Origin of the sequence: Hyphomicrobium album, from assembly GCF_009708035.1 — a bacterium.
In the GTDB taxonomy this organism is placed as follows: domain Bacteria; phylum Pseudomonadota; class Alphaproteobacteria; order Rhizobiales; family Hyphomicrobiaceae; genus Hyphomicrobium_A; species Hyphomicrobium_A album.
Map to the genome: position 1 here is coordinate 2,210,116 of NZ_WMBQ01000001.1, position 23,900 is coordinate 2,234,015.

The following is a 23,900-nucleotide window of genomic DNA, read 5'->3' on the forward strand; positions in this document are numbered from 1 at the left end:
AAGTGCACCTGCTCGCCACACAGTCCGCAACGCTCGACGAGATCGACGTCGCCGTCGACCTCGGTCAATCGGCTGCGGAGGTCGTGGTGCTGTCCTTCAGCGATAGCGATCTCTCGGCCCTCGCCGCGGCTTGGAAGCAGCGTCGCGATGCCCTGCCGAGTTTGCGCCTCGCCAGCCTTAAGCGCCTGCGCCACCCCCTGTCGATCGACCTTTACATGGACAGCGTTGTGGCCCGGAGCCGCGTCGTCATCGTCCGCAGCCTCGGTGGGCTCGACTACTGGCGTTACGGATTTGAGCGCTTGGCCGACGTCTGCCGGCGATGCGGTGTCCAACTCGTCGCATTGCCGGGCGACGATCGCCCCGACGCGCGGCTCGCGGCCCTGTCGACCGTGTCGTCAGAGCACCTGGCGCTTTTCGACGCCTACTTTCGTCACGGCGGCCCGGACAATGTCGCCGGCGCGTTGCAGCTTGCGGCTGCGCTGGTGCGCGGGGAAACCGTAGAGCCAGCGTCACCTGTTGCGTTCGGCGCAGCTATTCTCGTGTCGAGCGTTGGCGGCGTAGCCAGCGAAGACGAATGGGCACGGGAGGCAAAGGACGGCCGCACCGGTGCCCTCGTCACCTTCTATCGCGCCAATTTGTTCGCCAGCGACATGGCCCCCGTGCGGGCCTTGATGCAGCAGCTCGAGGCGGAAGGCCTCGATTGCATCGGCGCCGCGGTGACGAGCCTCAAAGACCCAGATGCCGAGCGCGCACTCTCTGACCTGATCTCCGCGCGGCGCCCGTCGGTCATCGTCAACATGACGGCTTTTTCGGCGCGCCGCTCCGACGACAGCACCGTGCTCGATGCTGCCGACTGCCCGGTGCTGCAGGTCGCACTCGCGGGCACGAACCGCGAGGCATGGCAAGCGTCCGACCGCGGCCTCGCGCCGAGCGACCTTGCCATGAACGTGGTGCTGCCCGAACTCGACGGACGCCTCTTCACACGCGCCATCTCCTTCAAGGCCGCGGCGCCGCTCGATCCCGATCTCGAATATGCCGGCGTGCTGCACGAGCCGTTGGCAGACCGTGTTGCTTATGTCGCCAAGCTCGCCGCTGCCTGGGCGCGTCTCGGCGCCACGCCGCGCGGCGAACGGCGGCTCGCGGTGATGCTATCCGACTATCCCGCGCGCGGTGGCCGCACTGGTTACGCGTGCGGGCTCGACACGCCCGAAAGCCTCGCTGAAATCCTCTCGCTGCTGCGCAATGCCGGATATGCAGCAGGCCTCGCAGAGGCGCCGAACGCCGACGTTATCGCGCGCCTCACTTCGCAGCCCGCGGCCTACCTCGAGCTTTCCCTAGCCGACTACCGCACCCACCTTGCCTCGTTCTCGGCATCGCTGCGCGAGGAGGTGACCGAGGCGTGGGGGGCGCCGGAAGGTGATCCCGCGCTCGCCGACGGTGCATTCCGCTTTCCCTGCCTGCGCGCCGGGAATGTCATCGTTGTGCTGCAGCCCGACCGGGGCGCGCGCGGCGAACGCAAGCAGGGTTATCACGACACCTCATGTCCGCCACGGCATGGCTACATCGCGCTCTATTTGGCGCTGCGGCAGGTGGAGCGCATCCACGCTCTCATCCACCTCGGCACCCATGGAACGCTCGAGTGGCTTCCGGGCAAGGCGCTGGCCCTATCCCAAGACTGTTACCCCGAAGCGCTGCTCGGACCGTTGCCCGTCGTCTACCCGTTCATCGTCAACAACCCCGGCGAGGCCGTGCAGGCCAAGCGCCGCATCTCTGCCATCACCATCGGGCATCTGACACCGCCGCTGAGCACCGCAGGCCTGCATGGTGGTCTGGCAGAGCTCGAAGGCCTCCTCGAGGAATACACCGAGGCGGACGGCGTGGACCGCCGCCGCCAGCTGCTTCTCGAAACCGAGATCATCGATCGCGCCTGGCGATCTGGCCTGGCCGCCGATTGCGGTGTCTCGCGCGACGATCCCCCGCGCGCCGCCATCGCCAAGCTCGACGCACAATTGTGCGACATCAAGGATCTCGCCATCCGCGACAGCCTGCACGTCTTCGGCCGCGCACCCACGGCACCCGCAGTCGCGGCACTCGCCGAGAGCACGCTGCGCAGCCTCGATCCGTCGGTGGCCAATACGCTCCAGGTGCGCGTGCACGAGCAGTTGCTTGCCTGCGCCGAGAGCGAGCGCGCGGCTCTCATCGCCGCGCTCGACGGCCGGCGCGTCGCGCCAGGTCCGGCGGGCGCCCCGACGCGCGGACGTCTCGACGTCCTGCCCAGCGGCCGCAACCTCACCACCATCGACCCGCGCGCCGTACCGACCCGCACCGCCGCCATCATTGGCGCACGCGCGGCTGCCGAGATCGTGCGCCGGCATCTGCAGGACAAGGGCGAGTACCCGCGCGCCGTCATGCTCGACCTGTGGGCTTCGGCGTCGCTGCGCACCGGCGGCGACGACCTCGCGCAGGCGCTCGACTATCTCGGCGTCCGACCGACTTGGGACCACGCTTCAAACCGCATCAGCGGCATCGAGGTGCTGCCCTTGGCGCGGCTCGATCGGCCGCGCATCGATGTCACCCTGCGCCTCTCCGGATTGTTCCGCGACATCTTCCAAGCGCAGATCGCCATGTTCGAGATGGCGGTGAGGCGCGTCGCCGCGCTCGACGAGGACGATGCTTCTAATCCGCTGGCCGCCGCCCGGCGTGCGGGCGCAAGCCTCGCGCGCATCTTCGGTGGCGGCGCCAACATATACGGTGCAGGCACAGCGGAAACGGCGCTCGACTCCCAATGGGGCACGCGCGAGGACCTGGCGCGCGCCTACCTTGCCGCCTCGACGCATACCTACGGCGTCGAGCAGGAAGCCGGCAGCGAAGCGAGCGCAGAATTTGCCGAGCGCATCGCTACTGTCGACGCGCTGGTGCATCCGCAGGATGACCGCGAGCGCGACATCCTCGATGGCGACGGGGTAGCCGATTTCGTCGGCGGGTTCGCAGCGGCCGCCGAACAGGCCGGCAGGGCGCCCGCCCTCTATCACCTGGATACGAGCCGCCCGAACCAGCCGGTCGCGCGGACGATGGCCGAAGAGGTTTCCCGCATCGTCCGCGGCCGGCTTACCAATCCCCGTTGGATCGGCGGAATGATTGGCCACGGGCATCGCGGCATCAGCGAAATGGCGCAGGCTGTCGACGCGCTCTATACATTCGCGGCCACGGGGAGCGCTGCCCCCTCGCACCTGTTCGACGCCGTACACGACGCGCTCATCGCCGATGAAAAGGTGATGACCGCCATCACTGAAGCCAATCCCGCCGCAGCCGAGGCCATCGCTTCGCGCATGGAAGACCTCATCGCGCGCAGCCTGTGGGTTCCACGGCGCAATGCCGTGCATGCCGAACTGGCGCGGTTGCGCGCTGCGGCGAGCACCCAGCGGTTGTCCGCATGATCCAGCCGATCCCCCGCATAGATCCCTTCAGCGTCCGCGGCTGGTGCCCGAGCAGCGCACGGCCGATGCAAACCGGCGACGGCCTGATCGTCCGCGTGAGCCCCCGCGGCCGCTCTCTCAGCACCGGCGATCTGGCGGCGATCGCCGACATCGCCGAACGACACGGCAACGGGCTGATCGATCTGACACGCCGGGCGAACATTCAGTTGCGCGGGATCACCGAGCGAAGCCTGCCACACGTTTGGCAGGAGCTGACGCGCATCGGGCTGCTCGGCGCCGAGACAGCGAATATTCTCGTCGGGCCGCTGGCTGGTGTCGATGCGCACGAAATTGTCGACGCACGTCGGCTAGCCGACGCGTTGGAAGCAGCCGTCGTCGGCAATCCTTCAATCGCCGCGTTACCCGACAAGTTCTCGTTCGTCGTCGATGGCGGCGGGAGATTGCCGCTCGATGACGTGGGCGGCGATATGTGTCTCAGGGCGGTGCGCATCGACGGAAATGCTGTTGTCGCGCTCACGGTCGACAGACCGGGCGGCACGCGCCTCGTGGCGAATTGTGCCGTCGAGGATGCCGCTGCGGTGGCCGCCGATTTGGCAGCACGCTATTTGCGCCTGCGCCCGCACACCGGTGCGCGCATGCGCGATGTGCCGGAAGGTGCAGTCGACGCGCTTCTGGCCGACGCGCGCCTGCGAGCTATCGACATGCCGTCGCCCAGGCCGGCGCAGCATCCCCTCGGCCCGGTGCGCATCGGCGGCGACCTTGTCGCGGTCGGCTTAGCCGCCGCATTCGGGCGTCTCGCCTCTGACGAGGTGCATGGGCTCGCCGATTGCGCGTCACGCTCCGGTATTGCGGCCTTCCGCGTGTCGCCCTGGCGCTCACTCTATGCTCTCACCGACGATGACACTGCCGCTCGCGCACTTACGACATGGAGCGCGGCGGCCGGCTTGATCACCGATACGCACGATCCGCTGCACCTCATCGACGCCTGTCCCGGCACGTCGGGCTGCAGCTCGGCATCCGTCGACACGCGCTTGGCAGCGCGCGCGCTGGCGCCGTCCTTGCGCGCGCTCGGTGTCAGCACCTGCCATGTTTCAGGATGCAGCAAGGGGTGTGCACGCTCGACCGCAGCCGACCTGACGCTCGTCGGTGCGAGCGGCACGTTCGCGGTCATACATCAAGGCACGGCACGTTCGGCCCCTAGCCGCTTCGTGCATCCGGGCGACCTCGCCAGTCATCCGCATCTGCTGAAGCCGGTCTAGGAGGCAACAGCATGGCCGCCACGAACGACTATCTGCGCGACGGCGCAGAGATTTATCGCAACTCATTCGCGATCATCCGCGCCGAGGCGGACCTGTCACGCTTCAGCGGTCGCGCTGAGAAGGTCGCGGTGCGCATCATCCACGCGTCGGGCATGGTCGAGATCGCCGGCGACATCGAGCAGTCTCCAGGGTTCGCGGACGCCGCGTCCCAGGCGCTATGCGCCGGTGCCCCAATCCTGTGCGACACGCAGATGGTATCTTATGGCGTAACGCGTAGCCGCCTGCCGGTCGCCAACGACGTCATTTGTATGCTGAGCGACAGTACAGTGCCTGGGCTCGCCGCCTCACTCGGGACGACACGCTCGGCTGCGGCCCTCGAGTTGTGGCGGCCGCGCCTCGAAGGCGCGGTGATCGCCATCGGCAATGCACCGACAGCGCTCTTTCACCTGCTCGACATGCTCGAGCGCGGCGCGGCGCGACCGGCAGCCATCATCGGCGTCCCGGTTGGCTTCGTCGGCGCCGCGGAGTCAAAAGACGCGTTGGCGGCCCACGGCACCATCCCCTACTTGATCGTGCGCGGCCGCAAGGGCGGCAGCGCGATCGCCGCCGCGGCCGTGAACGCGCTGGCGAGTGATCAAGAATGACGGCGCTGGAAACCATCGCGGGCGGGGCGCACCCCGGGACGCTCTACGGCATCGGCGTCGGCCCCGGCGACGTTCGCTATGTCACGCTGCGCGCCGCCGGCCTCATTCGCTCCGTCGACATCGTCGCCTTCTTCGCCAAGTGCGGTCGCGAAGGAAACGCCCGCCGCATCGTCGCGCCGCTCCTATCGGGGACACAGCCAGAGCTCCGCCTCGAATACCCGGTGACCGATGAAATTCCGAGCGCTGATCCCGGCTACCGGCGGGCCATCGCCGACTTCTACCGCGCAAGTGCAGAGACGCTCACTGCCGAACTGCAGCGGGGGCGCTCGGTGGGTCTTCTCGCCGAAGGTGATCCGTTCTTCTACGGCTCGTTCATGCACATGTGGCGGCGCCTGGAGCAGGCGTTCCCCATCGAGGTGGTCCCTGGCGTCACCGGAATGTCGGGCTGCTGGACGCGGGCGAACGCACCGATCACCTGGGGCGATGACGTGCTCACCGTCATGCCGGGCACGTTGCCCGAAGCACAGCTCGTCGAGCGACTCGGCATCGCTGACGCTTGCGTGATTATGAAAGTGGGGCGCAACCTGGCAAAAGTACGCCGCGCCATTGAGGCGGCGGGGCTCATCGAGCGCGCCATCTACGTGGAACGCGGCACCATGAGCGAGGAGCGCGTCATAGCGCTTCGCGAGCATGTCGCCGACGCTGGTCCTTACTTCGCGATGGTGCTCATTCCTGGCCAAGGGCGGCGTCTATGAGCGGCACCCTGACCATTGTTGGCCTGGGGCCGGGCGCGCCCGAGCTGACCACCCCGGCGGTCAGCGAAGCGCTGCGTCAGGCGACCGACCTCATCGGCTACGAAACATACATGGCGCGCGTGCCGCTTATTGAGGGCCAACTTAGGCATACCTCGGATAACCGCGTCGAGCTTGACCGAGCACGGCAAGCCTTGCGCCTCGCTGACGAGGGCCGCCGCGTGGTCGTCGTATCGAGCGGTGATCCCGGTATCTTCGCGATGGCGGCTGCCGTGTTCGAAGCCATGGAGACGGGCGATGCGCATTGGCGCGCATTGGATGTGCGCGTTGAGCCGGGGGTCACGGCCATGCTTGCGGCCTCTGCGATGGCCGGCGCTCCCCTAGGTGCCGATTTTTGCGCCGTCTCCCTGTCCGACAATCTGAAGTCCTGGTCGACCATCGAAAAGCGCCTGGTGGCGGCATCTAACGGGGACTTTGTGTTGGCGCTCTATAATCCCGCATCGCGGTCGCGACCGCATCAGCTGGCGCGCGCCTTTGAGCTGCTGCTGCGCTGGCGGCCAGAGTCGACCGTCGTCATCTTCGTCCGCGCCGCCGGCAGCAACGACGCCAAGCTGCACATCACCACCCTCGCAGAGGCCGCCACCTATCCGGCCGACATGCGGACGCTCGTCATCGTCGGTTCGAGCACGACCCGCGTCATCCACCGCGACGGGGCCGCGCCGCTGGCCTATACGCCACGCTCGGAGGGCTCCCGCCCATGAGCCGACGTGATTTCGTCCTGCAGCCAGGCGAGGGCGGCCTCGACGTCGCGGCATTCTGGCGCCGCCGGCAGCGGTGGGCGCGCGATCATCACGACCGGAATCTGCAGCTGACGCGCCGCACGGATCTTGGCGTGTGCCGCCTCACCGCCCGCGTTCTTGCTGACGACAACGCCAATGCCGTGCGCGCGCATGAGCGACAGCTCGTCATCAAGGCCAAATGGCCCTCGGTGCAAGATCACCTCGGCACGAGGCGGCAGACCATTCTTCTCCGGAGCGTCGACGGAACGGATGAGGTAGCGATGCTGGGGCGCCGCCCGGAAGGCAGCGACCTCGGTTCGTCCAATGGTGAGGAACACTGTGCGCGGCTCTGGCCCCAGCGCTGTCACCGCGGCGTTCGCGTCTGCCGCCTCGTGCCAATCATCACCCGCCGCGGGTACCCATGCAGGGCGCTGCAGGCGCAACAGCGGCAAGTCAAGCGCGTTGGCGGCAACAACGGCATTCGCCGAAATGCGCGCGGCGTAGGGATGGGTCGCGTCGACGATTGCGTCGATCTTCTCGCCGCGCATCCAATCGATGAGGCCTTGGGCGCCACCAAAACCCCCGATGCGCGTGGCGCCGCCGGGCAGCAGGGGCGTCTTGGTGCGTCCCGCCAGCGAGTAGGTCGCAGCGAACCGGCTGTCGCGCGCCAAGGCCTCGGCCAGCGCGTAGCCCTCCGTTGTGCCTCCGAGTATGAGGACGCGCATGGCAATTCCTGAAAGATCGGTTGAACCCACGCCCCACGGCGCACAGCGATGGCTAAGCATCATCGGCATCGGCGAGGATGGTGTTGAGGGACTTTCACCGGTGGCGCGCCAGTTGATCGCTGCCGCCGAGCTGGTCGTCGGCGGCGAGCGGCATCTTACGCTTGCGGACTCGCTGATCAAGGGCAGGCGTCTCACATGGCCGAACCCCATCGAGGGCGCCTTCCCTCAGATCCTGGCGAGCCGCGGCGGTCCGGTCGCCGTTATCGCTTCGGGCGATCCCTATCACTTTGGCATCGGCAAGCAGCTCGCGGCCCTGGTCGCGTCAAATGAGATACTTTGCCTTCCGCAACCCTCAGCGTTTTCGCTCGCCGCCGCGCGCATGGGGTGGGCACTGCAGGACGTGCAGACCCTGTCGCTGCATGGCCGCGACCTGCGCGGTATCGTACGTCATCTCCATCCCGGTGCGCGCATCCTCGCGCTTTCGTGGGACAGCGCTACGCCGGCTAAGCTCGCCACCCTCCTTACCGAGCGCCAGCTCGGCGCCTCGCGCCTGACCGTCCTGGAACGCATGGGTGGGCCACGCGAGCGCATCCATCGGAGTACTGCTGCGGTGGGCTTTGACAGCAGCAACATCGATGCGCTCAACACGATTGCGCTGGAGGTCGTCGGCCAGCCGTCGGCGCTAGCGCCGACATTCTCAAGCGGCCGCAACGACGACCTCTTCGCCAATGACGGTCAACTGACCAAACGCGAGGTGCGCGCGATTACACTCGCCTCGCTCGCGCCGCGCTACGGTGAACTCCTTTGGGACATTGGTCTGGGCGCCGGCTCGGTCGCCCTCGAATGGCTACTCGCCGATCGAAGCCTGCGCGCCATCGGCATCGAGGAGCACTCGGAGCGCGCAGCGAACGCCGCCCGCAATGCCGCCACGCTCGGGACCCCGGAATTGCAAATCGTGACCGGCCGCGCGCCCGACGCACTTGCTGGACTTCAGCCTCCCGATGCCGTGTTCATCGGCGGGGGCCTGGGTGATGGCGTGCTCGCCGCCGCTTGGACTGCCTTGAAGCCCGGCGGCCGCATAGTCGCCAATGCCGTGACGCTCGAAGGGGAAGCGACGCTGTTTTCCGCCTTCCAGCAGTTCGGCGGCGAGCTTACGCGCATAGAGCTGGCGCGCGCCAACAAGATCGGCAACCTTTGGGGCTGGCGGTCGGCGATGCCGGTTACGCATTGGCTGGCGGTGAAGCCATGATCGTCGCCGGGATAGGCTGTCGCCGCGGCGCAACCGTCGAGGCGGTGCTCGAAGCGATCGCTGCGGCGATCGCGCAGAACAACGTCACGGCCCCGCAACTCGTTGGACTCGCGGTGCCCGAGGAGAAATTGTGTGAAGCGGGCATCATTGCCGCTGCTGACAGGCTCGCGCTTCCGGTCATCGGCGTCTCGCCTGCAGACCTCGCGCGCGTAGGCGACGGCTTCCTGACCTTTTCCGAGCGCGTGCAATCTCTGAAGGGAGTTCCGTCCGTCGCCGAGGCTGCGGCGCTTGCCGCCGCCGGAGCCGGCGCCCGGCTCATAGCTGCCCGCACGACCACGCCGACGGTCACCTGCGCTCTGGCGACAGGAAGCGGTGCATGACGGTTCATTTCATCGGCGCCGGGCCGGGCGCCCCCGACCTCATTACCGTCCGCGGGCGCGACCTCATCGCAACGTGCCCCGTCTGTCTCTATGCCGGGTCGCTGGTGCCGCAAGCGGTGCTCGCTCATTGTCCTCCAGCTGCACGCATCGTGGACACCGCACCGCTGTCGCTCGACGAGATCATAGCGGAGATGCAACGTGCCTCTGAGCGCGCAGAGGACGTCGCCCGACTGCATTCGGGCGACCTTTCGATCTGGAGTGCCCTCGGCGAGCAGCTCCGCCGTCTTGACGCGCTTGGCATCCCTTACACCGTCACGCCGGGCGTCCCCGCATTCGCCGCCGCCGCAGCGGCGCTAAGGCAGGAGTTGACCTTGCCGGAGGTGACACAGTCGGTGGTGCTCACCCGTACGCCGGGACGCGCATCGAGCATGCCGCCGCGCGAAACCCTCGCCGCCTTCGCCGCCACCGGCGCCACGCTTGCCGTGCATTTGTCGATCCACGTGCTCGACGAGGTCGTCGCCGCACTGAAGCCGTTCTACGGCGATGCTTGTCCCGTCGCGGTTGTCTATCGCGCGACGTGGCCGGACGAACGCGTCATCCGCGCGACCCTCGACAGCATTTCAGAAGCCGTAGCTGAAAGCGGTCCTGTCGAGCGTACGGCACTCATTCTCGTCGGTCCCGCGCTCGGCGCTAAGAATTTTTCCGACAGCGCCCTCTACTCCAAGGACTACGAACGACGCTTCCGCCGGAGCGCCGATGACTGACCTTGCGTTTCCCGAGTTCCGCCCCGGCGAGGTCTGGTTGGTCGGTGCCGGTCCGGGCGACCCGCGGCTGCTGACGCTCATGGCGCTACACGCGCTGCGCTCGGGCGACGTGATCGTACACGACGAGCTGATCGATAAGCGCGTGCTCAGCCTGGCCGCGCCCGGCACTGCGATCCAGGGCGCCGGAAAGCGCGGCGGCACCCCCTCACCCCATCAGTCCGACATCAACGAGCATCTGATCGCGCTCGCCCGCGAGGGCCGCAAGGTCGTGCGCTTGAAGGGCGGTGATCCGTTCGTATTCGGGCGGGGCGGTGAGGAAGCCCAAGCCCTCGCCCATGCCGGCATCCGCTTCCGCGTCGTGCCGGGCATCACCTCGGGGCTCGCCGCCGCGGCCCTGGCCGGCATTCCCGCGACGACGCGCGAAACCAATCACGCGGTCATCCTGGCCACCGGTCATCGCGCGCTGGACGAGACGTCGGTGCGCGATTGGGAGGCGATGGCGCGCACCGGACAACCCATCATCCTCTACATGGCGATGTCGAATCTGGCCCGGATCGCTGAAGTGTTCCTCGGCGCCGGCTTGGCGGCGGATACGCCGGTCGCCATCATCGCGTCGGCGACCTACGCGGAGGAGCGCCTGCTCGAGACCGAGCTCGGACGCGCGGCACAAGATGCGCGCGACAACGGCATCGGTGCACCGGCCATTGTCGCTGTCGGAAGTGTCGTGGGTGTGCGCAGGCACCTACTTCATGCGCTTCTCCAGGGGGAGGCATGAGCACCTGCCCTCCCGGTCTCATCATCGCCGCAGCCCGATCCGGCAGCGGAAAATCGACCCTGACAATGGGGTTGTTGCGAGCGCTGACCCAGAGCGGCGTGAAGGTCCAGCCATTCAAGTGCGGGCCCGACTACATCGATCCAGCCTTCCACACCGCGGCGTGCGGACGAACTAGCTTCAATCTCGACGCCTGGGCAATGCGAACCGGCGTGATCGAGGCGCTCATCGGCACGGCGGGCGTCGACGCCGACATCTGTCTCGTCGAGGGCGTGATGGGCCTGTTCGACGGGGCCAAGGGACAGGGGCAGCACGGCCTTGGATCGACCGCGGATCTTGCCATGCTGCTAGGCTGGCCGGTGCTGCTCATCCTCGATGTCGCCGCGCAGTCGGAGACCGCCGCCGCCGTGGCGCTCGGCCTCAGCCGCTATCGCGCCGGCCTGCAGGTCGCCGGCGTTGTGTTGAACTGCGTTGGCGGGCCGAGCCACGCCGCGTCGGTCACGACCGCGATCGAGGCGTTGGGCATTCCCGTGCTCGGCGCCGTGCCGCGCACGCCGGAGGCCGAGCTCAAGCATCGCCATCTCGGCCTGGTTCAGGCGGCGGAGATCAGCGATCTGGATGCGCGCATCGCCGCAATGGCGGCGGTCGTCGCCCGTTGCATCGATCTCGACCGACTGGTGCAGCTGACGCGGCCGATGCACATCGCGCCCGAGGTGAGCACGCGCATCAAGCGCCCTCCCCCTCCCGGCCAGCGGATCGCGTTGGCGCGGGATGCCGCATTCTCCTTTACCTACCCGCACATCGTTGACGGCTGGCGGCTCGCCGGGGCGGAGATCTCCACGTTTTCTCCGCTTGCCGACGAAGGGCCACCGCACGACTGCGATGCAGTATGGCTGCCAGGCGGATACCCAGAGCTGCACGCAGGGAAGCTGGCAAATGCCGCAACCTTCCGTGCGCGCATGGCTGAATGCGCAGAGCAAGGTGTGCCCGTGCACGGGGAGTGCGGTGGCTACATGCTGCTCGGCGCCGGCCTGGAGGACGCCGACGGACGGCGTCATACGATGCTCGGCCTCCTCGGTCTCGAGACATCTTTCAAGGCGCGCCGCCTGCACCTCGGCTACCGGCGTGCGCATCTCCTGTCGGCCGACGGCACGCAGAAGACGAGTTCGGAGCTGCTCGGCCACGAATTCCACTACTGCAGCGTGCTCGCCAACCCCGACACGCCCTTCGCAGCGATCACGGATGCGACAGGTGCGCCAGCCAGTGACCCAGGCGCGCGGCGCGGTGAAGTCACGGGCACATTCTTCCACTTGATCGATCTCGCCGACTGATCGTGTGAACTCTCAATTTTGATGCGGGCCCAGGCCTATGGGAATTTCCCACGCGTCAACGTCCGCCAGCCCACCACGACTCCGGACACGGAGATGATCAGTCCGGCGATCGAAAGCAGCCAGACTATCCCATCGCGCGCCGGCTGGTTCCGAAGCAGCACCGGCAGGTCGTAGTCGTGCAGGAAGTTGAACAGCCAGCGATAAGTGCGGGCGCTGCTGTCGCTCAGTCCGGCGATCTCGCCCGTTTGCGGATCAATGATCAGCCACGTGCGGTTGGCGTCCTCGAACTGCACCCTGAGAACCGGCAGCGGGCGCTTGCGATGGTGGGAGTACCAGTAAACATCCTCCTCAGTGAGGAGGTCGACCGCCGCGATGCGGTCGGCCGGGTAGGCGGCCTGCGCCGCCTTGACCAGCAATGTTTGATCTAGTGCCAGCGGTGATCCAGTGCTGGCGGCGAGCAGGGCTGAACCGCCTGGCTTGCGGGCGAGCATGATAGGCGTTGCGCCGACCCAAGCGAACGAGAGTTCGCTGGCGCTCGTGCCGATTGCGGCGGCGAGAGCCTCCGACGTCACGCCCAGGGTGGGTGGCGAGGCCCGACCGGCGTAGGCGGCACGCTGCGCATCGGTGTTCTGCGTGCGCGCGAACAACTTGAACGGGTTCATGGACAGCCAGCCGCTGGCGATCCACGTGACGAGGAAAAGGCCCCCGATGAGACCTCCGAGGTGGTGCCATTTCATCCAGCCCCGATGCGGCGTCATCGACTTGCCCTTGGCGGCGCGGCTAGGACGCAGCCGGAGGATACCGATCCACATCCCCGCAACGGCGCCGATGATCATCGGCCCGGATAGCCAGACCACAACCTGATGCCACAAGTCGGCATCCCTGCGGATGGGCGAGAAGTAGATCCAATGCGGGATGGCGCCGAGCCAATTCCACACGCGCTCGAAGTGGGTCGTGTCCTGCACGATCTCACCGGTGCGCGAGGAGACGTAGACGACGGTGGCCGCCGCATCGCCGAGCTCGAGCTTGTAGAGCGGCCGGTAGGGATCGTACTTCCGCGTCACCGTCCATTGATCGTAGTCGATCACGGAAGCACGAGCGATCTTCTCGCCGAATGTCGCGCCGACGACCCTGCGCGCGTCCGCCTCGCTGACATCGCTAACGGGCTCGCCGGAGACGGCCGAGACCGAAACGTGCTTGCCGCTGGCGACGAGGCGATAGACCGGTTCCGCCCCGCCCATCTCCAGCCGGAACACGGACGGCAGTGCGGTCAGCCCCGATCTCGCGAGCGCTTCGTCGGGAAGCACCTTCACGGTTCCGGGAGCGATCGCCGGTAGCGAAGCTACGCGCTGCTCATCGTTCCACACCGGAAACGGCACGTAGAGCATCACTAGTCCGGAGAGGAACCACATGACACTCAATATGCACGTGGTCACGCCGAGCCAGCGGTGCGTGTAAAAAAGCCACCGCTTGCCGGTTTTCATGGCCCGCCGCGCCATACCGGCACGGCGGACCTTCGGCGCAGTGAACGACTGCGCATGGGTGAGATCGTTCATTTCAATACTTGATGCGGTAGCTGAGCTCGGCCGAACGCGGTGGGGCAAGTTGCCATTCGGTGGCGTTGCCTCCGACCGCATAGACCTCGTCGAAGGCATTGAAGACCCAGAGCGCGATCTCGCTGTTGTTGGTGACGTCGTAGTCGACCCCGAGGTTCACGACGGTGAACGGCGGACGCTTCACGGTATTGGCGTCGTCGTTGTACATCGTGCCGACCCACTGCACGCCGAGGTGCCCTTCCCATTGCGGCATGAATGCCCAGCTCAGCCAGTTGTTGATCACCTGCTGCGGAACGTTCGTCGGCCGGTTGCCGGAGAAGTCGACCAGACGCGCATTCACCCCCGATCCGGTAGTCGTCGCGAATTGGTCGTACTGCGCTTCGAGCACGGCAACGTTGCCTTCGTAACGCAGCGTTTCGGTTACCTGCAGGGCCACCGAAGCCTCGATGCCGCGCGAGGACTGGGCACCGATTTGACGCACGATGAGCGAATTGTTCGGATCCGGAGACAACAAGTTCTGCTTCTCGATGTCGTAGGCGGCCAGCGTCCACTCGCCGAGTCCGTTCCAGAACGCCTGCTTCACGCCAACCTCGTACTGCTGCCCCGTGGCGAGTTCGAAGTTGGCGTTGGCGGCGCTGAGGGTGATGACGGCGCCGCCGATGGGATCGACACCGGTCGAATATTGGCCATAGAACGCCAGATCCTTGACGGGCGTGAAGACTGCTCCGACCCGCCACGGCGTATGCGAGAATTCCCTGCGCACATACCCGCCGGTGAGCAGATCCCAGCGATTGAGGGTCGGCTTATCCAGCCGGATGCCAGCAACGAGCGCCAGCTGCTTCGACAGCTCCAGCCTGTCCTCGGCGAAAACCGAATACTGCCTGGTGACCGTTCCGGTTCTCGGGCCCATGCCCGGCGGATTGTGGATGAAGAATCCCGGCGTCGGATTGTAAGCGTCGACGTACGACTCGGGCACCGGCGTCGCTCCCGAATTGCTCGTGCTGACGAACGCGATGCGGTTCACATCGAAGCCGACGACTAGCTCGTTCTTGACGCCACCCCCGAAGTTGGCGCGCAGCGTCGCATCCAACCGGTTGCCGTACTGCTCCTGGTCGTGGGCGACCTCGGTGTAGCTTGTGCGCTTCACCTTGCCGGCGTTGGGGCCGGTTTCCTGGAAGTCGTAGGTTTCTACGTTGTGCCAGTGGCGGTCGGTCGTCAGGCGGTAGGCGGTGTTGGTCAGCGAGAACCACTGCGTCGGGTCCCACTCCGTCTTCACTTGCGTCCAGCTGTCGATGAAGTTCGTGTCGTGATCCTGGATGTTGTAGCTCTTGAAGCGGATGCTGTCCGGGATGACGCCGTTGATCAGCGGCGTGCCCCAGTAGCTGTTGGGCGAGCGATACGCCTGATCGTGCGAGACGGTCAGCTTGAGTTCCTTGACGGGCTTGTAGGAAACGGCGCCCGACAGAGCGATGGAGCTGAAGTCGCCGTGCTCGTTGTCCATCCAGCCTTCGGACTGAACGCCACTGGCGTCGATACGGTAGGCGAGCTGGTCACTGATCGGACCACCCGATCCCACGCCAAACCGGCGTGTCGCATCGGTCCCGACGGCGACGAGGGCTTCATTCGTGAAATAGTCGGTCGGCTTCTTCGGCACGACATTGACGACGCCGCCGATGGCGCCCTCGCCATAGAGCACCGAAGCTGGACCGCGCAGGACCTCGATGCGCTCCGCCGACCAAGCGTCGAACGGGAAGGTCACTGTGCCGGCGCCGACGTAGAGCCGCGTGCCATCGTAAAGCTGCATGACCGACCCGTGGCCGTTAAAGCCGCGCGTCGCAAGGCCGGTGTCACCGTTGCCCGGCGAAGCCGACGACGTGAAGCCGGCGGCATTCTGGGTCACCGCCTGGCTGACGCTCGTCTGCCTGCGCTCCTGGATGGTCACACCGGGGATTACCTCGACGCTCGCTGGAGTTTCGAGTGGCGTCAGTCCCAAGCGGCTGCCGGTTTGCGTTGGCACATCGAGATTGAGCCCGGGCTTGGATTGGCCTTCGCCGGAGCTGTTGGCCGACGCGGAGCTGCTCGGCGCGGGAGTGCCTGGAGCCGATGGTCCGGGCGCTTGCTTGACCTTCTTCTTTACGGACGCTTTCTTTTTCGGATCGGTCGAGGTGGTCACCTCGACCGCTGGCAGCTGCACCGTTTCAGCGGCCGGTGCCGGCTGCGGCGGCTCAACAGCTTGCGCATGGGCACCGCCGCTGTGGGCGGCAAGAGCGACGGCTGACGCCGCGAGCGCGCTGGCAGTGCGCGTGAAAAGAGAACGACACTTTCGATAGGATGAACGCAGATACACTGGAATAACCCCCCCCCATACGCCAACTGGCCGGGGGGAGCACGCGGGTACGCACTCTCAATTTCAGCACATATGATCAGCCGCACCGACGGCGCGACGCGCCGTGGCGAAATCAATCACCGCCTGAACCAATTAGTGTCTGGAGATGACACCGTAGAATGACATGCCTGACGTAGCTCCCCTTCGGATGCACATCAGTCGCCACTACGGGTAACCGTTCCACCGCGCGGCCCGCACGGCGAATGGGCGACTTGTGGCGGCAGGTCTCCTGGCTGGCGGCTCGAACGTCCCTTCCGACCTTCCCGGCACTTCAAGGCGAAGCGCCAGTGGCATATCCGGAAGTGACTCGCCGCTTACAGTTGCGGGCGCAGCCGCGGCTTTGACTTGCGTCTCACCGCGTTCCCTAACTCCGTCACAACCCCAATGTGCACCTGTATGCGTGCTGCATGTCAAGACCCAAAAGCGCGGCTCGATAGACGACGAGCAACGCGTGCCAATGTGACATGCACCCCGGTGCCTGACCTTGCCGCTCGCGTCCGGGACAATTGCGCGATCTCGACCAGCCCCGACGCGGAGCGTTCCCCGTCAGGGGTTCGCGGGCCGGGCACAAACGAGCTTGCGCGCTTTCGCGAATGCATGCGTGAAGTCGAGCATGACCGTTTCGCGCGATGCAAGCATGCTGCGGAATAGAGCCGCCTGTGTCTTGTACTTGATGTCACCGATTGCGAGCGGACCCACCGAGGCAACGTCCGAGCCGTCGAGCAAGCGACCACGGTCGAACAGCTCCACCCCCTCGATGCCCGATGGCGGCACTGCGTTGACATCGGCGACGACGGCAAGTCGTCGCGACTTGGCAAGCTGCTTTTGCGTCAAGACGCGAACACCGGCGGCAGCCGCGCATAGCACGATGTCCGCCTTGGCGACGATCGATGCTTTGTCGGTGGCACGCCCTGCGGCCACGGGTTTCAGATCGACGCCGAATCTCGCGCGGCCGGCGCGCACGAAAGGCTCGAGGGCTTTGACCCCAATGTGCGAGGTCATCGTCACCTTCGCCCCGGCCTGCGCGGCAATGATCGACGAGGCGAAGCCAACGACACCGGTTGCCCCGAAGACCGCCACCTGGGCACCTTTCAGCGAGTGACCGGTGCGGGCGCGATAGACGTCCTCCACCAGCGCCACCATGGCAGCGGCCGTCGTGAACGATCCACCCGGATCGGCGAATGCGGAGAGCTGGAACGGCGGAACGAGCGCCGCTTGCGCAGCAGCCAGCATATCGAGCGCAAGCAGGGCGTCCTTGCCGCCGATGAACAGGCCCGTCCGGCAGCCATACTCGACAGGGCGAGAGAAGATGGCGTCCTGCACGAGACCGGTGGTGTGCTCCAGACCCGCATTGGTATGCGGGACGACGACCTTGAAGCCGGCATCGACCGCCATGTTGACATCGAACGGACTGGCGAACGCTTGCGTGGAAAGGAAATGAAGGATGGGAGTGGCCGACGGTTGCTTGCGCGATCTGCGCGTGGACGCTGGTTGCTGCCCCCCCTCGGAGGCAGTTTGCGTCGGGGCTATTTCCGAGAGGAGATTGGATTGATCGTCCATACGCATACAAGGCACTCCGGTGGGCAGGATCGTTGTCCCGCAGGCTAAGCGCGACGTCGGGGCTGCTTATCAGGCTCGCTCGCGCCCACGCGGCGCGGCTTACCTGCACAAGGCTTCTCTGTTCGATTTCTTGCATGTCGCGCTTAGGCGACTGGCAATCGTTGGCGTCATGCCGCGGGGACGAGAGCGCCCCCGGATTGCCCACTCTGCCCCTAGTAAAAGGGAGAGCGGGTTAAGCATCCGCAAAGATGAGGAATGAACCTGAGGGGTCGCGCTGCGGGGCAGCGGTACATCCCAACCGCAAGTTGCGCCGACCGATAGGAACGCGCGGTAAAATGATCGGACTATTCTGTCGTTACACGGAGCATTCCATCACGATGTACTGCCGGTCTAGGTCTCGGTCCGCAATCGCTCCTAGCGGAATTGGCGTCGCTCTGAATCGAGCTTGGCGCGTCCGAAGTTGGCTTCGCGTTGACGGCCGGCCTTAAGGCAAAGTGGAGATACTCGGTTGAGCCTGAATGCCAGGTTTATCGAGATTTTCACGGCTCTCAGCCACAGTCGTGCAGGGTCAGCACGTCAGCTGACATCTGACCGTGGAGGACCGACCATGAGGAAATTGCAGCCGGCACTGGCCGCTAGCATGAGTGTGCTGGTCGGCCTTTCGGCGTTGATGTCAATTGCGGAAGCTCGCGGTGGCGGCGGCTTCGGCGGTGGTGGCTTCGGCGGCGGAGGCGGACCCGGCGGCGGTCACGGGGGAGGCTTCGGACCCGGCGGCGGTGGCTATGGACCCGTTCCCGGCGGTGGACCTGGCGGACCTGGCGGACCTGGCGGTGGTGGCTACGGTCCCCCCGGCGGAGGCTATGGCCCTGGCGGTGGTGGATATGGTCCTGTCCCCGGTCGCACGAACCCGTACGCCCGCAATGCCGTTCCCTTCATCAACATGGACTACAACGACCTCCTGCAGACTCCGCCGAACAACTCCGGCTCGTCGTTGCCGAACGACTGCGACTACCTAATGAAGAGAGCCGTCGACTCCGGCAGCCCCGATATGTGGAAGCTCTTCAACGACTGCGCTCACAATCGTTGAGCGCAGGACGTGTGCGGCGTGCTCTCACCGCAAGGGCGCATCCTGAGAATTCGTCGTACGCCGGGGCCGTTTCGGTTTGAGCTCGCGCTAATTCGCTCGTACGAGCAAGGCGCGTCGTCGAGCGCTGCACGTGCGGCGCGCGCGAGCGAATGAATTGCATCGACTCGCATGCAAGCCACTGGCGCTGTCGTCGGTGCTACGCCCGCATCTCCTCGCGACTTCATTCGCAAGTGGGAAGCTGAGCGCCAAATTACACTGAACCAGTTCGCAAACGCACAGCACTAATTCATTGTTAGTACTACACCTCTTATAGTCAATGCATGGCAGATTGGTCGACGCCTCCAAGCGTTCAGCCAATAGCATGATGCTGTTCTGCCATGCCGGTACGAGCCCGGTATGTCTGTCCGCTAACCGCGAACAAGGGGCATGCCGCTACATGGTGCTCGCCAATTTGAAGGTCTCACGCAAGCTTGCGTTGGGCCTTGCGTGTGTTCTCGTCGTATTTGCTATCACGGGAACCGCGTTCTTCTTCACCCTGCTTTCGATTGATCGCGCCAACTCGGGCGTCGCCTCTGCCGTGAGCCTCGACAAGGATGTCGTGCGGGCAGTGTCGGCCGTCTATGACGAGCAGCAGGCGCGCAGCGATAAGGCTGGCGACGCTGCCGTGCAGGCAGCCGCGCAGCGTTTCGCCGATCAGATGTCGGCCGCCCGCCGCATCATCGAAGCCAATCCTGAACATGCGGCCGTCGCGGTTGATCTCGAAGCCATGCAGACCACTGCAACAGCGTGGCGTCGGCAGGCCGCAAGCCAAGACGCCGAGCCGACCAGCGATCCGGCACGCGCCACAGCAGCATTCGAAGCCTTCCGCGCCTCGGCGAAGTCGGCGCAGGAGAAGGTCGATACCTGGGTCAACAAAGTCAGGGACGAACGCGACGCAGCGCTATCCTTCGCCCGCACTACTCAGCTCGTTGGCAGCCTGCTGGCGATCGGCGTGGCTCTCCTTTCCGGCTGGTGGATGTCGCGGCTTATCGCGCTCCCATTGGGCCAGATCACAACTGCAATGAATAGCCTTGCTGCCGGCAACCATGCCATCGACGTGCCCGCGCTCAACCGCACGGACGAGATCGGGTTGATGGCGCAGGCCGTCCAGACCTTCAAGCAGGCGGCGATCGAGAAACACCGGCTTGAGCAAGAGGCGGAGGCCGGCCGCGTAGCTGCGGAGGAGCAGCGCCGCAAGCAGGAGGCCGAGAGCCAGTTCTACGTCGAGGCGCACAACACCTTCATGCGGGACTTCTCGGCCGCGCTCGAGCGCTTGTCGAAGGGTGACCTCACTTACCGCTTGAACACGGCATTTACCGAGGATTACGAGAAGATCCGTCACGACTTCAACACGACGGCCGCTAGCTTGCAGGAAGCGCTGCTTACGATCGCGTCCAGCACGCAGGCCATCCGCTTCGCCACCAGTGAGATCTCGACGGCGGCCGATGATCAGTCGCGACGCACGGCGCAGCAAGCGGCGAGCCTCGAGCAGACTGCGGCGGCTCTCGACGAGATCACCGCTACTGTAAAGAAGACCGCGGACGGCGCCGGGCATGCGCGTGAAGTCGTCGCCTCCGCCAAGTCTGACGCTGAAAAGAGCGATGAAGTTGTGCGCCAGGCCATCGGCGCCATGGGCGACATCGAGCGCTCTTCGCAGCAGATCAGCCACATCATCGGCGTGATCGACGAGATCGCCTTCCAGACCAACCTCCTTGCCTTGAACGCCGGCGTCGAAGCTGCGCGAGCGGGCGAGGCGGGGCGCGGATTTGCGGTCGTCGCCTCCGAGGTGCGCGCGCTCGCCCAGCGCTCGGCCGAGGCGGCAAAAGAGATCAAGGGATTGATCTCCGCCTCGACCAAGCAGGTCGAGCAGGGTGTCGATCTCGTGGCCCAGATGGGCAAAGCGCTCGGACGCATCATGGTCGAGGTGACGGAGATCAACACCGTCGTCTCCGAAATCGCCGCCGGTGCGAAGGAGCAATCGGTCGGCCTGCAGGAGATCAACACCGGCGTGAGCCAGATGGATCAGGCCACCCAGCAGAACGCGGCAGTCGTGGAGGAGACCACGGCCGCGAGCCACGGCCTCGCCCGCGAGATCGAGAAGCTGCTCGAGCTGGTCGGCCGTTTCGAGACCGGCCAGGACCTGGCTGCCGAATTGACCCGTCGCGAGGCGCGTACCACTGCCACGCAGGGAAAAACCCGTCCCGCTTTGAAGACAGTTTCGACGCGCGGGGCACCGGCAGCAGTGCGCAAGCTGGAGGCAATCGCCAATGAGCAGGGCTGGGAAGAGTTCTAAGCGCGCGGCGAAGAAGACTGCGCCAAAGCCCTTGCTGCTGCCAGAAGTACTCGATCTGACAGCTGCAGGGCCCTTAGCGCAGTCTTTGCTCTCGCGCCGCGGCACCGAGCTGAGCGTCGATGCCAGCCAAGTCCGACGCGTCGGCGCGCAGTGTCTGCAAGTGATCCTTGCGGCTGCCGCAACGTGGAAGGCCGACGGCATGCGTCTTGGCCTGGAGAAACCCACTGAAGAGTTCCTGGAGGGCAGTCGGCTCTTGGGAATTCAAGTTGATCAAGACTTTGCAGTACCGGAGCTCGCGTGATGAGGAAGACAGTTCTTACAGTCGACGACTCCCGCACCATGCGTGAGATGTTGCTGCTGGCTCTCCAGGATGCCGGCTACCACGTGCTGCAGGCAGAGGATGGCCTCAAAGGTCTAGAGGTTCTGAAGGACCGCCCGGCCGACGTGATCATAACGGACATCAACATGCCGCGGCTCGACGGCTTCGGATTCATCGAGCATGTCCGCCGCGATTCCACTCACAGAGCGGTTCCCATCTTGGTCCTGACCACGGAAAGCGACGCGGAGAAGAAGAGCCGTGCACGCAGCGCGGGCGCCACTGGTTGGATCGTCAAGCCCTTCCATCCAGTGAAGCTCGTCGACGCCATCCGCAGGGTCGCAGGCTGAGCTTTGCGGGGGATCCGATGGCCTCAAGCGACATGGACGCGCTGCGTCAAATCTTCTTCCAGGAGTGCGAGGAGCAACTCGCCGAGCTGGAATCGGGCCTGCTTGAGATCGAGAGCGGGGACGCCGACTCGGAGATCGTCAACGCTGTATTTAGAGCCGTGCACTCGATCAAGGGGGGTGCGGGAGCGTTCGCGATCGAGAATCTCGTGCGCTTCGCACATGTCTTCGAGACAGTGCTCGACGAGGTCCGCAAAGGGCGGCTCTCCGCGGCAGGGCCGGTCGTCGAGACCTTGCTGCGCGCGGCTGACGTTCTGGCAGATCTCGTACGCGTTGCTCGCGACGGCGGCGATGTCGACGAGGCCCGCATCCGCAGCGTCAGCGACGAGCTTGCGGCGCTGAGCGGCGCCCCCGCGGCTGCCGCCGAAGCCGACGCTTCCGAAGACAACCTCGAGGATCTCGACTTCAAGCCGGTCGTTGTGGACCTGCCGGTGTTCGACGACGCTCCCATCTTCGCGGAACCGCCGGTCGCGGAATACTCGATCACCTTCAAACCGCATCCAAGCCTTTACGCCAACGCCAACGAGCCGGCGGTATTGATGCGCGAGCTGGAACGGCTCGGCGAGATAACCGTCGTATGCGACACGGCATCGGTACCGCCGTTGACCGAGCTCGACCCTGAGGCGGCTTATCTTTCGTGGAGCATCGAGCTTAAGACGACGCACGGCGAGGAGGATGTGCGGGCCGTCTTCGAATTCGTCGACGGCGACTGTGACCTCACCATTGTCGGCGCCAACTCGGCTGTCACCGACCCCGGCGAAGACGACATCGCAGCCCTGCTGCGGCGAGTCCGGGAGGAGCCTGTCGAGCTCATGGAGCAAGTCGACACCTCTCTTTCCGATACGACCCCCGACCACCAGGAGCTGGCACTCGCCGGCACGCCGCGCGACCTTCAGGCCGCGCCCCTAAAAGCCGAACCGGCGAAGGGCGACAAGGGCGCCGCGGGCGAGGGGACTCAGCCAACGATCCGCGTCGAGCTCGATCGGGTAGATCGCCTGATGAACCTCGTCGGCGAGCTCGTGATCAATCAGGCGATGTTATCGCAGCGCCTATTGGAGGCGGGTCTGGCCCGCTCAACGGAAGTTTCCAGCGGGCTCGATGAATTCGAGCAACTGACGCGCGACATCCAGGAAGGCGTCATGGCGATCCGCGCCCAGCCGGTGAAATCGGTTTTCCAGCGCATGCCTCGCCTTGTCCGCGAGGTCGCGGCCGCGACCTCGAAGAAGGTGCGCCTCGTTACCGAAGGTGAAGGCACCGAGGTCGACAAGACGGTCATTGAGCGGCTCGCCGATCCGCTCACCCATATGATCCGCAACGCGATCGATCATGGTTTGGAAAAGCCCGAAGCTCGTTCGGCAGCAGGCAAGCGCGAAGAAGGCCTGGTACGGCTTTCGGCAGCGCATCGCTCGGGACGCATCGTCATCGACATCGCCGACGACGGAGCAGGCATAAACCGGCCTCGCGTCCGCGCGATCGCCGAGGAAAAAGGGTTGATCCCGCCGACCGCACAGCTGACCGATGAGGAGATCGACAACCTGATCTTCTTGCCGGGCTTCTCCACCGCGTCGACCATCTCCGACATCTCGGGCCGCGGGGTCGGCATGGATGTTGTCAAACGCTCCATCCAGGCGCTCGGCGGCCGCGTCTCGATTGCCTCGAGGCCTGGCGAGGGGTCCACGTTCACCTTGAGCCTGCCGCTGACGCTCGCCGTCCTCTACGGGATGGTCGTTACGGTGGCCGACCAGACCCTCGTCGTGCCTCTGACATCGATCATCGAAACGCTGAAGCCGAAACTGAGCGATGTGCACGGCTTCGGCGGCGAGTCTCGGGTCATTGCGCTTCGCAACAACTTCATTCCGCTGGTCGACGTTGGACGCGAGCTTGGCTATCGCAGCCAAAGCGCCGACCCCGGCGCCGGCGTCGCCATACTCGTGGAATCGGATGGAGGAGCGCATAGCGCGCTGCTCGTCGACGCCATTCAAGGTCAGCGTCAAGTCGTTATCAAAAGTCTCGAAGCCAACTACGGGCGAGTCCCCGGCATCGCCGCCGCGACCATATTGGGCGACGGCCGCGTCGCTCTGATCTTGGACGTCGACGCAGTGGTGGCGGGTTCGCGCAACGGAAGCATGAGCCCGGAAATTCCACTCGCACTGGCAGGATAGAA

19 protein-coding genes and 1 riboswitch are annotated in these 23,900 nt (G+C 65.6%); of the genes, 15 read left to right on the forward strand and 4 right to left on the reverse strand.

What is annotated here, in order from left to right; genetic code table 11:
- The first annotated feature begins 2 nt into the window (after positions 1-2).
- Genes cobN through cobJ form a run of 5 tightly spaced genes read left to right on the forward strand, consistent with a single transcriptional unit; the run spans position 3 to position 6,853 of the window.
- Complete coding sequence (cobN, locus tag GIW81_RS10470) at positions 3-3,437, forward strand: cobaltochelatase subunit CobN (protein ID WP_324614968.1); 3,435 nt, start codon at positions 3-5, stop codon at positions 3,435-3,437.
- Positions 3,434-4,696, forward strand: coding sequence for a precorrin-3B synthase (gene cobG, locus GIW81_RS10475; protein WP_154739134.1), 1,263 nt, complete (start codon positions 3,434-3,436; stop codon positions 4,694-4,696). Before cobN ends, cobG begins: the two co-directional genes overlap by 4 nt.
- An 11-nt stretch (positions 4,697-4,707) precedes the next feature.
- Positions 4,708-5,340, forward strand: coding sequence for a precorrin-8X methylmutase (locus GIW81_RS10480; protein ID WP_154739135.1), 633 nt, complete (start codon positions 4,708-4,710; stop codon positions 5,338-5,340).
- Complete coding sequence (locus GIW81_RS10485; protein ID WP_154739136.1) at positions 5,337-6,095, forward strand: precorrin-2 C(20)-methyltransferase; 759 nt, start codon at positions 5,337-5,339, stop codon at positions 6,093-6,095. Before GIW81_RS10480 ends, GIW81_RS10485 begins: the two co-directional genes overlap by 4 nt.
- On the forward strand, positions 6,092-6,853 hold the full coding sequence (cobJ, locus tag GIW81_RS10490) for a precorrin-3B C(17)-methyltransferase (RefSeq protein WP_154739137.1): 762 nt from the start codon (positions 6,092-6,094) through the stop codon (positions 6,851-6,853). The genes GIW81_RS10485 and cobJ overlap by 4 nt, the downstream gene beginning before the upstream one ends.
- Here cobJ and GIW81_RS10495 read toward each other — a convergent pair.
- Entirely contained in the window at positions 6,820-7,596 is a 777-nt protein-coding gene (locus tag GIW81_RS10495; RefSeq protein ID WP_154739138.1) for a cobalt-precorrin-6A reductase, read from the reverse strand. The genes cobJ and GIW81_RS10495 overlap by 34 nt on opposite strands.
- On the opposite strand from GIW81_RS10495, the gene cbiE reads away from it, so the two are divergent.
- The 5 genes from cbiE to GIW81_RS10520 are packed head-to-tail and all read left to right on the forward strand — an operon-like array spanning position 7,595 to position 12,092.
- Entirely contained in the window at positions 7,595-8,845 is a 1,251-nt protein-coding gene (cbiE, locus tag GIW81_RS10500) for a precorrin-6y C5,15-methyltransferase (decarboxylating) subunit CbiE (RefSeq protein WP_154739139.1), read from the forward strand. The genes GIW81_RS10495 and cbiE overlap by 2 nt on opposite strands.
- On the forward strand, positions 8,842-9,225 hold the full coding sequence (locus GIW81_RS10505) for a cobalamin biosynthesis protein (protein WP_154739140.1): 384 nt from the start codon (positions 8,842-8,844) through the stop codon (positions 9,223-9,225). Before cbiE ends, GIW81_RS10505 begins: the two co-directional genes overlap by 4 nt.
- Complete coding sequence (cobM, locus tag GIW81_RS10510; protein WP_154739141.1) at positions 9,222-9,989, forward strand: precorrin-4 C(11)-methyltransferase; 768 nt, start codon at positions 9,222-9,224, stop codon at positions 9,987-9,989. Before GIW81_RS10505 ends, cobM begins: the two co-directional genes overlap by 4 nt.
- Positions 9,982-10,764, forward strand: a complete 783-nt coding sequence (gene cobA, locus GIW81_RS10515) for a uroporphyrinogen-III C-methyltransferase (protein WP_154739142.1) — start codon at positions 9,982-9,984, stop codon at positions 10,762-10,764. Before cobM ends, cobA begins: the two co-directional genes overlap by 8 nt.
- Positions 10,761-12,092, forward strand: coding sequence for a cobyrinate a,c-diamide synthase (locus GIW81_RS10520; protein ID WP_154739143.1), 1,332 nt, complete (start codon positions 10,761-10,763; stop codon positions 12,090-12,092). The genes cobA and GIW81_RS10520 overlap by 4 nt, the downstream gene beginning before the upstream one ends.
- Before the next feature lie 35 nt (positions 12,093-12,127).
- Here GIW81_RS10520 and GIW81_RS10525 read toward each other — a convergent pair whose 3' ends face one another.
- The 3 genes from GIW81_RS10525 to GIW81_RS10535 form a co-directional block, all read right to left on the reverse strand.
- On the reverse strand, positions 12,128-13,648 hold the full coding sequence (locus GIW81_RS10525) for a PepSY domain-containing protein (protein WP_195930505.1): 1,521 nt from the start codon (positions 13,646-13,648) through the stop codon (positions 12,128-12,130).
- Between the two features lies 1 nt (position 13,649).
- The gene (locus tag GIW81_RS10530; RefSeq protein ID WP_195930506.1) at positions 13,650-15,842 is read right to left on the reverse strand and encodes a TonB-dependent receptor; all 2,193 of its coding nucleotides are present in this window, start codon (positions 15,840-15,842) and stop codon (positions 13,650-13,652) included.
- 394 nt (positions 15,843-16,236) lie between these two features.
- A riboswitch (cobalamin riboswitch) is annotated at positions 16,237-16,424 on the reverse strand.
- 156 nt (positions 16,425-16,580) lie between these two features.
- Positions 16,581-17,600 (reverse strand): methylene-tetrahydromethanopterin dehydrogenase N-terminal domain-containing protein, encoded by a 1,020-nt coding sequence (locus GIW81_RS10535; RefSeq protein ID WP_407658177.1) that lies wholly within the window; start codon positions 17,598-17,600, stop codon positions 16,581-16,583.
- A gap of 601 nt (positions 17,601-18,201) precedes the next feature.
- Between GIW81_RS10535 and GIW81_RS18850 the strand changes: the two genes are divergently transcribed.
- The 5 genes from GIW81_RS18850 to GIW81_RS10560 all read left to right on the forward strand — a co-directional run bounded on the left by GIW81_RS18850 (position 18,202) and on the right by GIW81_RS10560 (position 23,898).
- Positions 18,202-18,681, forward strand: a complete 480-nt coding sequence (locus tag GIW81_RS18850) for a hypothetical protein (RefSeq protein ID WP_195930507.1) — start codon at positions 18,202-18,204, stop codon at positions 18,679-18,681.
- Between the two features lie 436 nt (positions 18,682-19,117).
- Positions 19,118-21,013, forward strand: coding sequence for a methyl-accepting chemotaxis protein (locus tag GIW81_RS10545; protein WP_154739146.1), 1,896 nt, complete (start codon positions 19,118-19,120; stop codon positions 21,011-21,013).
- Positions 20,988-21,314: an STAS domain-containing protein gene (locus tag GIW81_RS10550; protein ID WP_154739147.1), complete on the forward strand. Its 327-nt coding sequence runs from the start codon at positions 20,988-20,990 to the stop codon at positions 21,312-21,314. Before GIW81_RS10545 ends, GIW81_RS10550 begins: the two co-directional genes overlap by 26 nt.
- Positions 21,314-21,679, forward strand: coding sequence for a response regulator (locus GIW81_RS10555; RefSeq protein WP_154739148.1), 366 nt, complete (start codon positions 21,314-21,316; stop codon positions 21,677-21,679). Before GIW81_RS10550 ends, GIW81_RS10555 begins: the two co-directional genes overlap by 1 nt.
- Positions 21,680-21,696: 17 nt before the next feature.
- Positions 21,697-23,898 (forward strand): chemotaxis protein CheA, encoded by a 2,202-nt coding sequence (locus GIW81_RS10560; protein ID WP_229309140.1) that lies wholly within the window; start codon positions 21,697-21,699, stop codon positions 23,896-23,898.
- Positions 23,899-23,900: the final 2 nt, after the last annotated feature.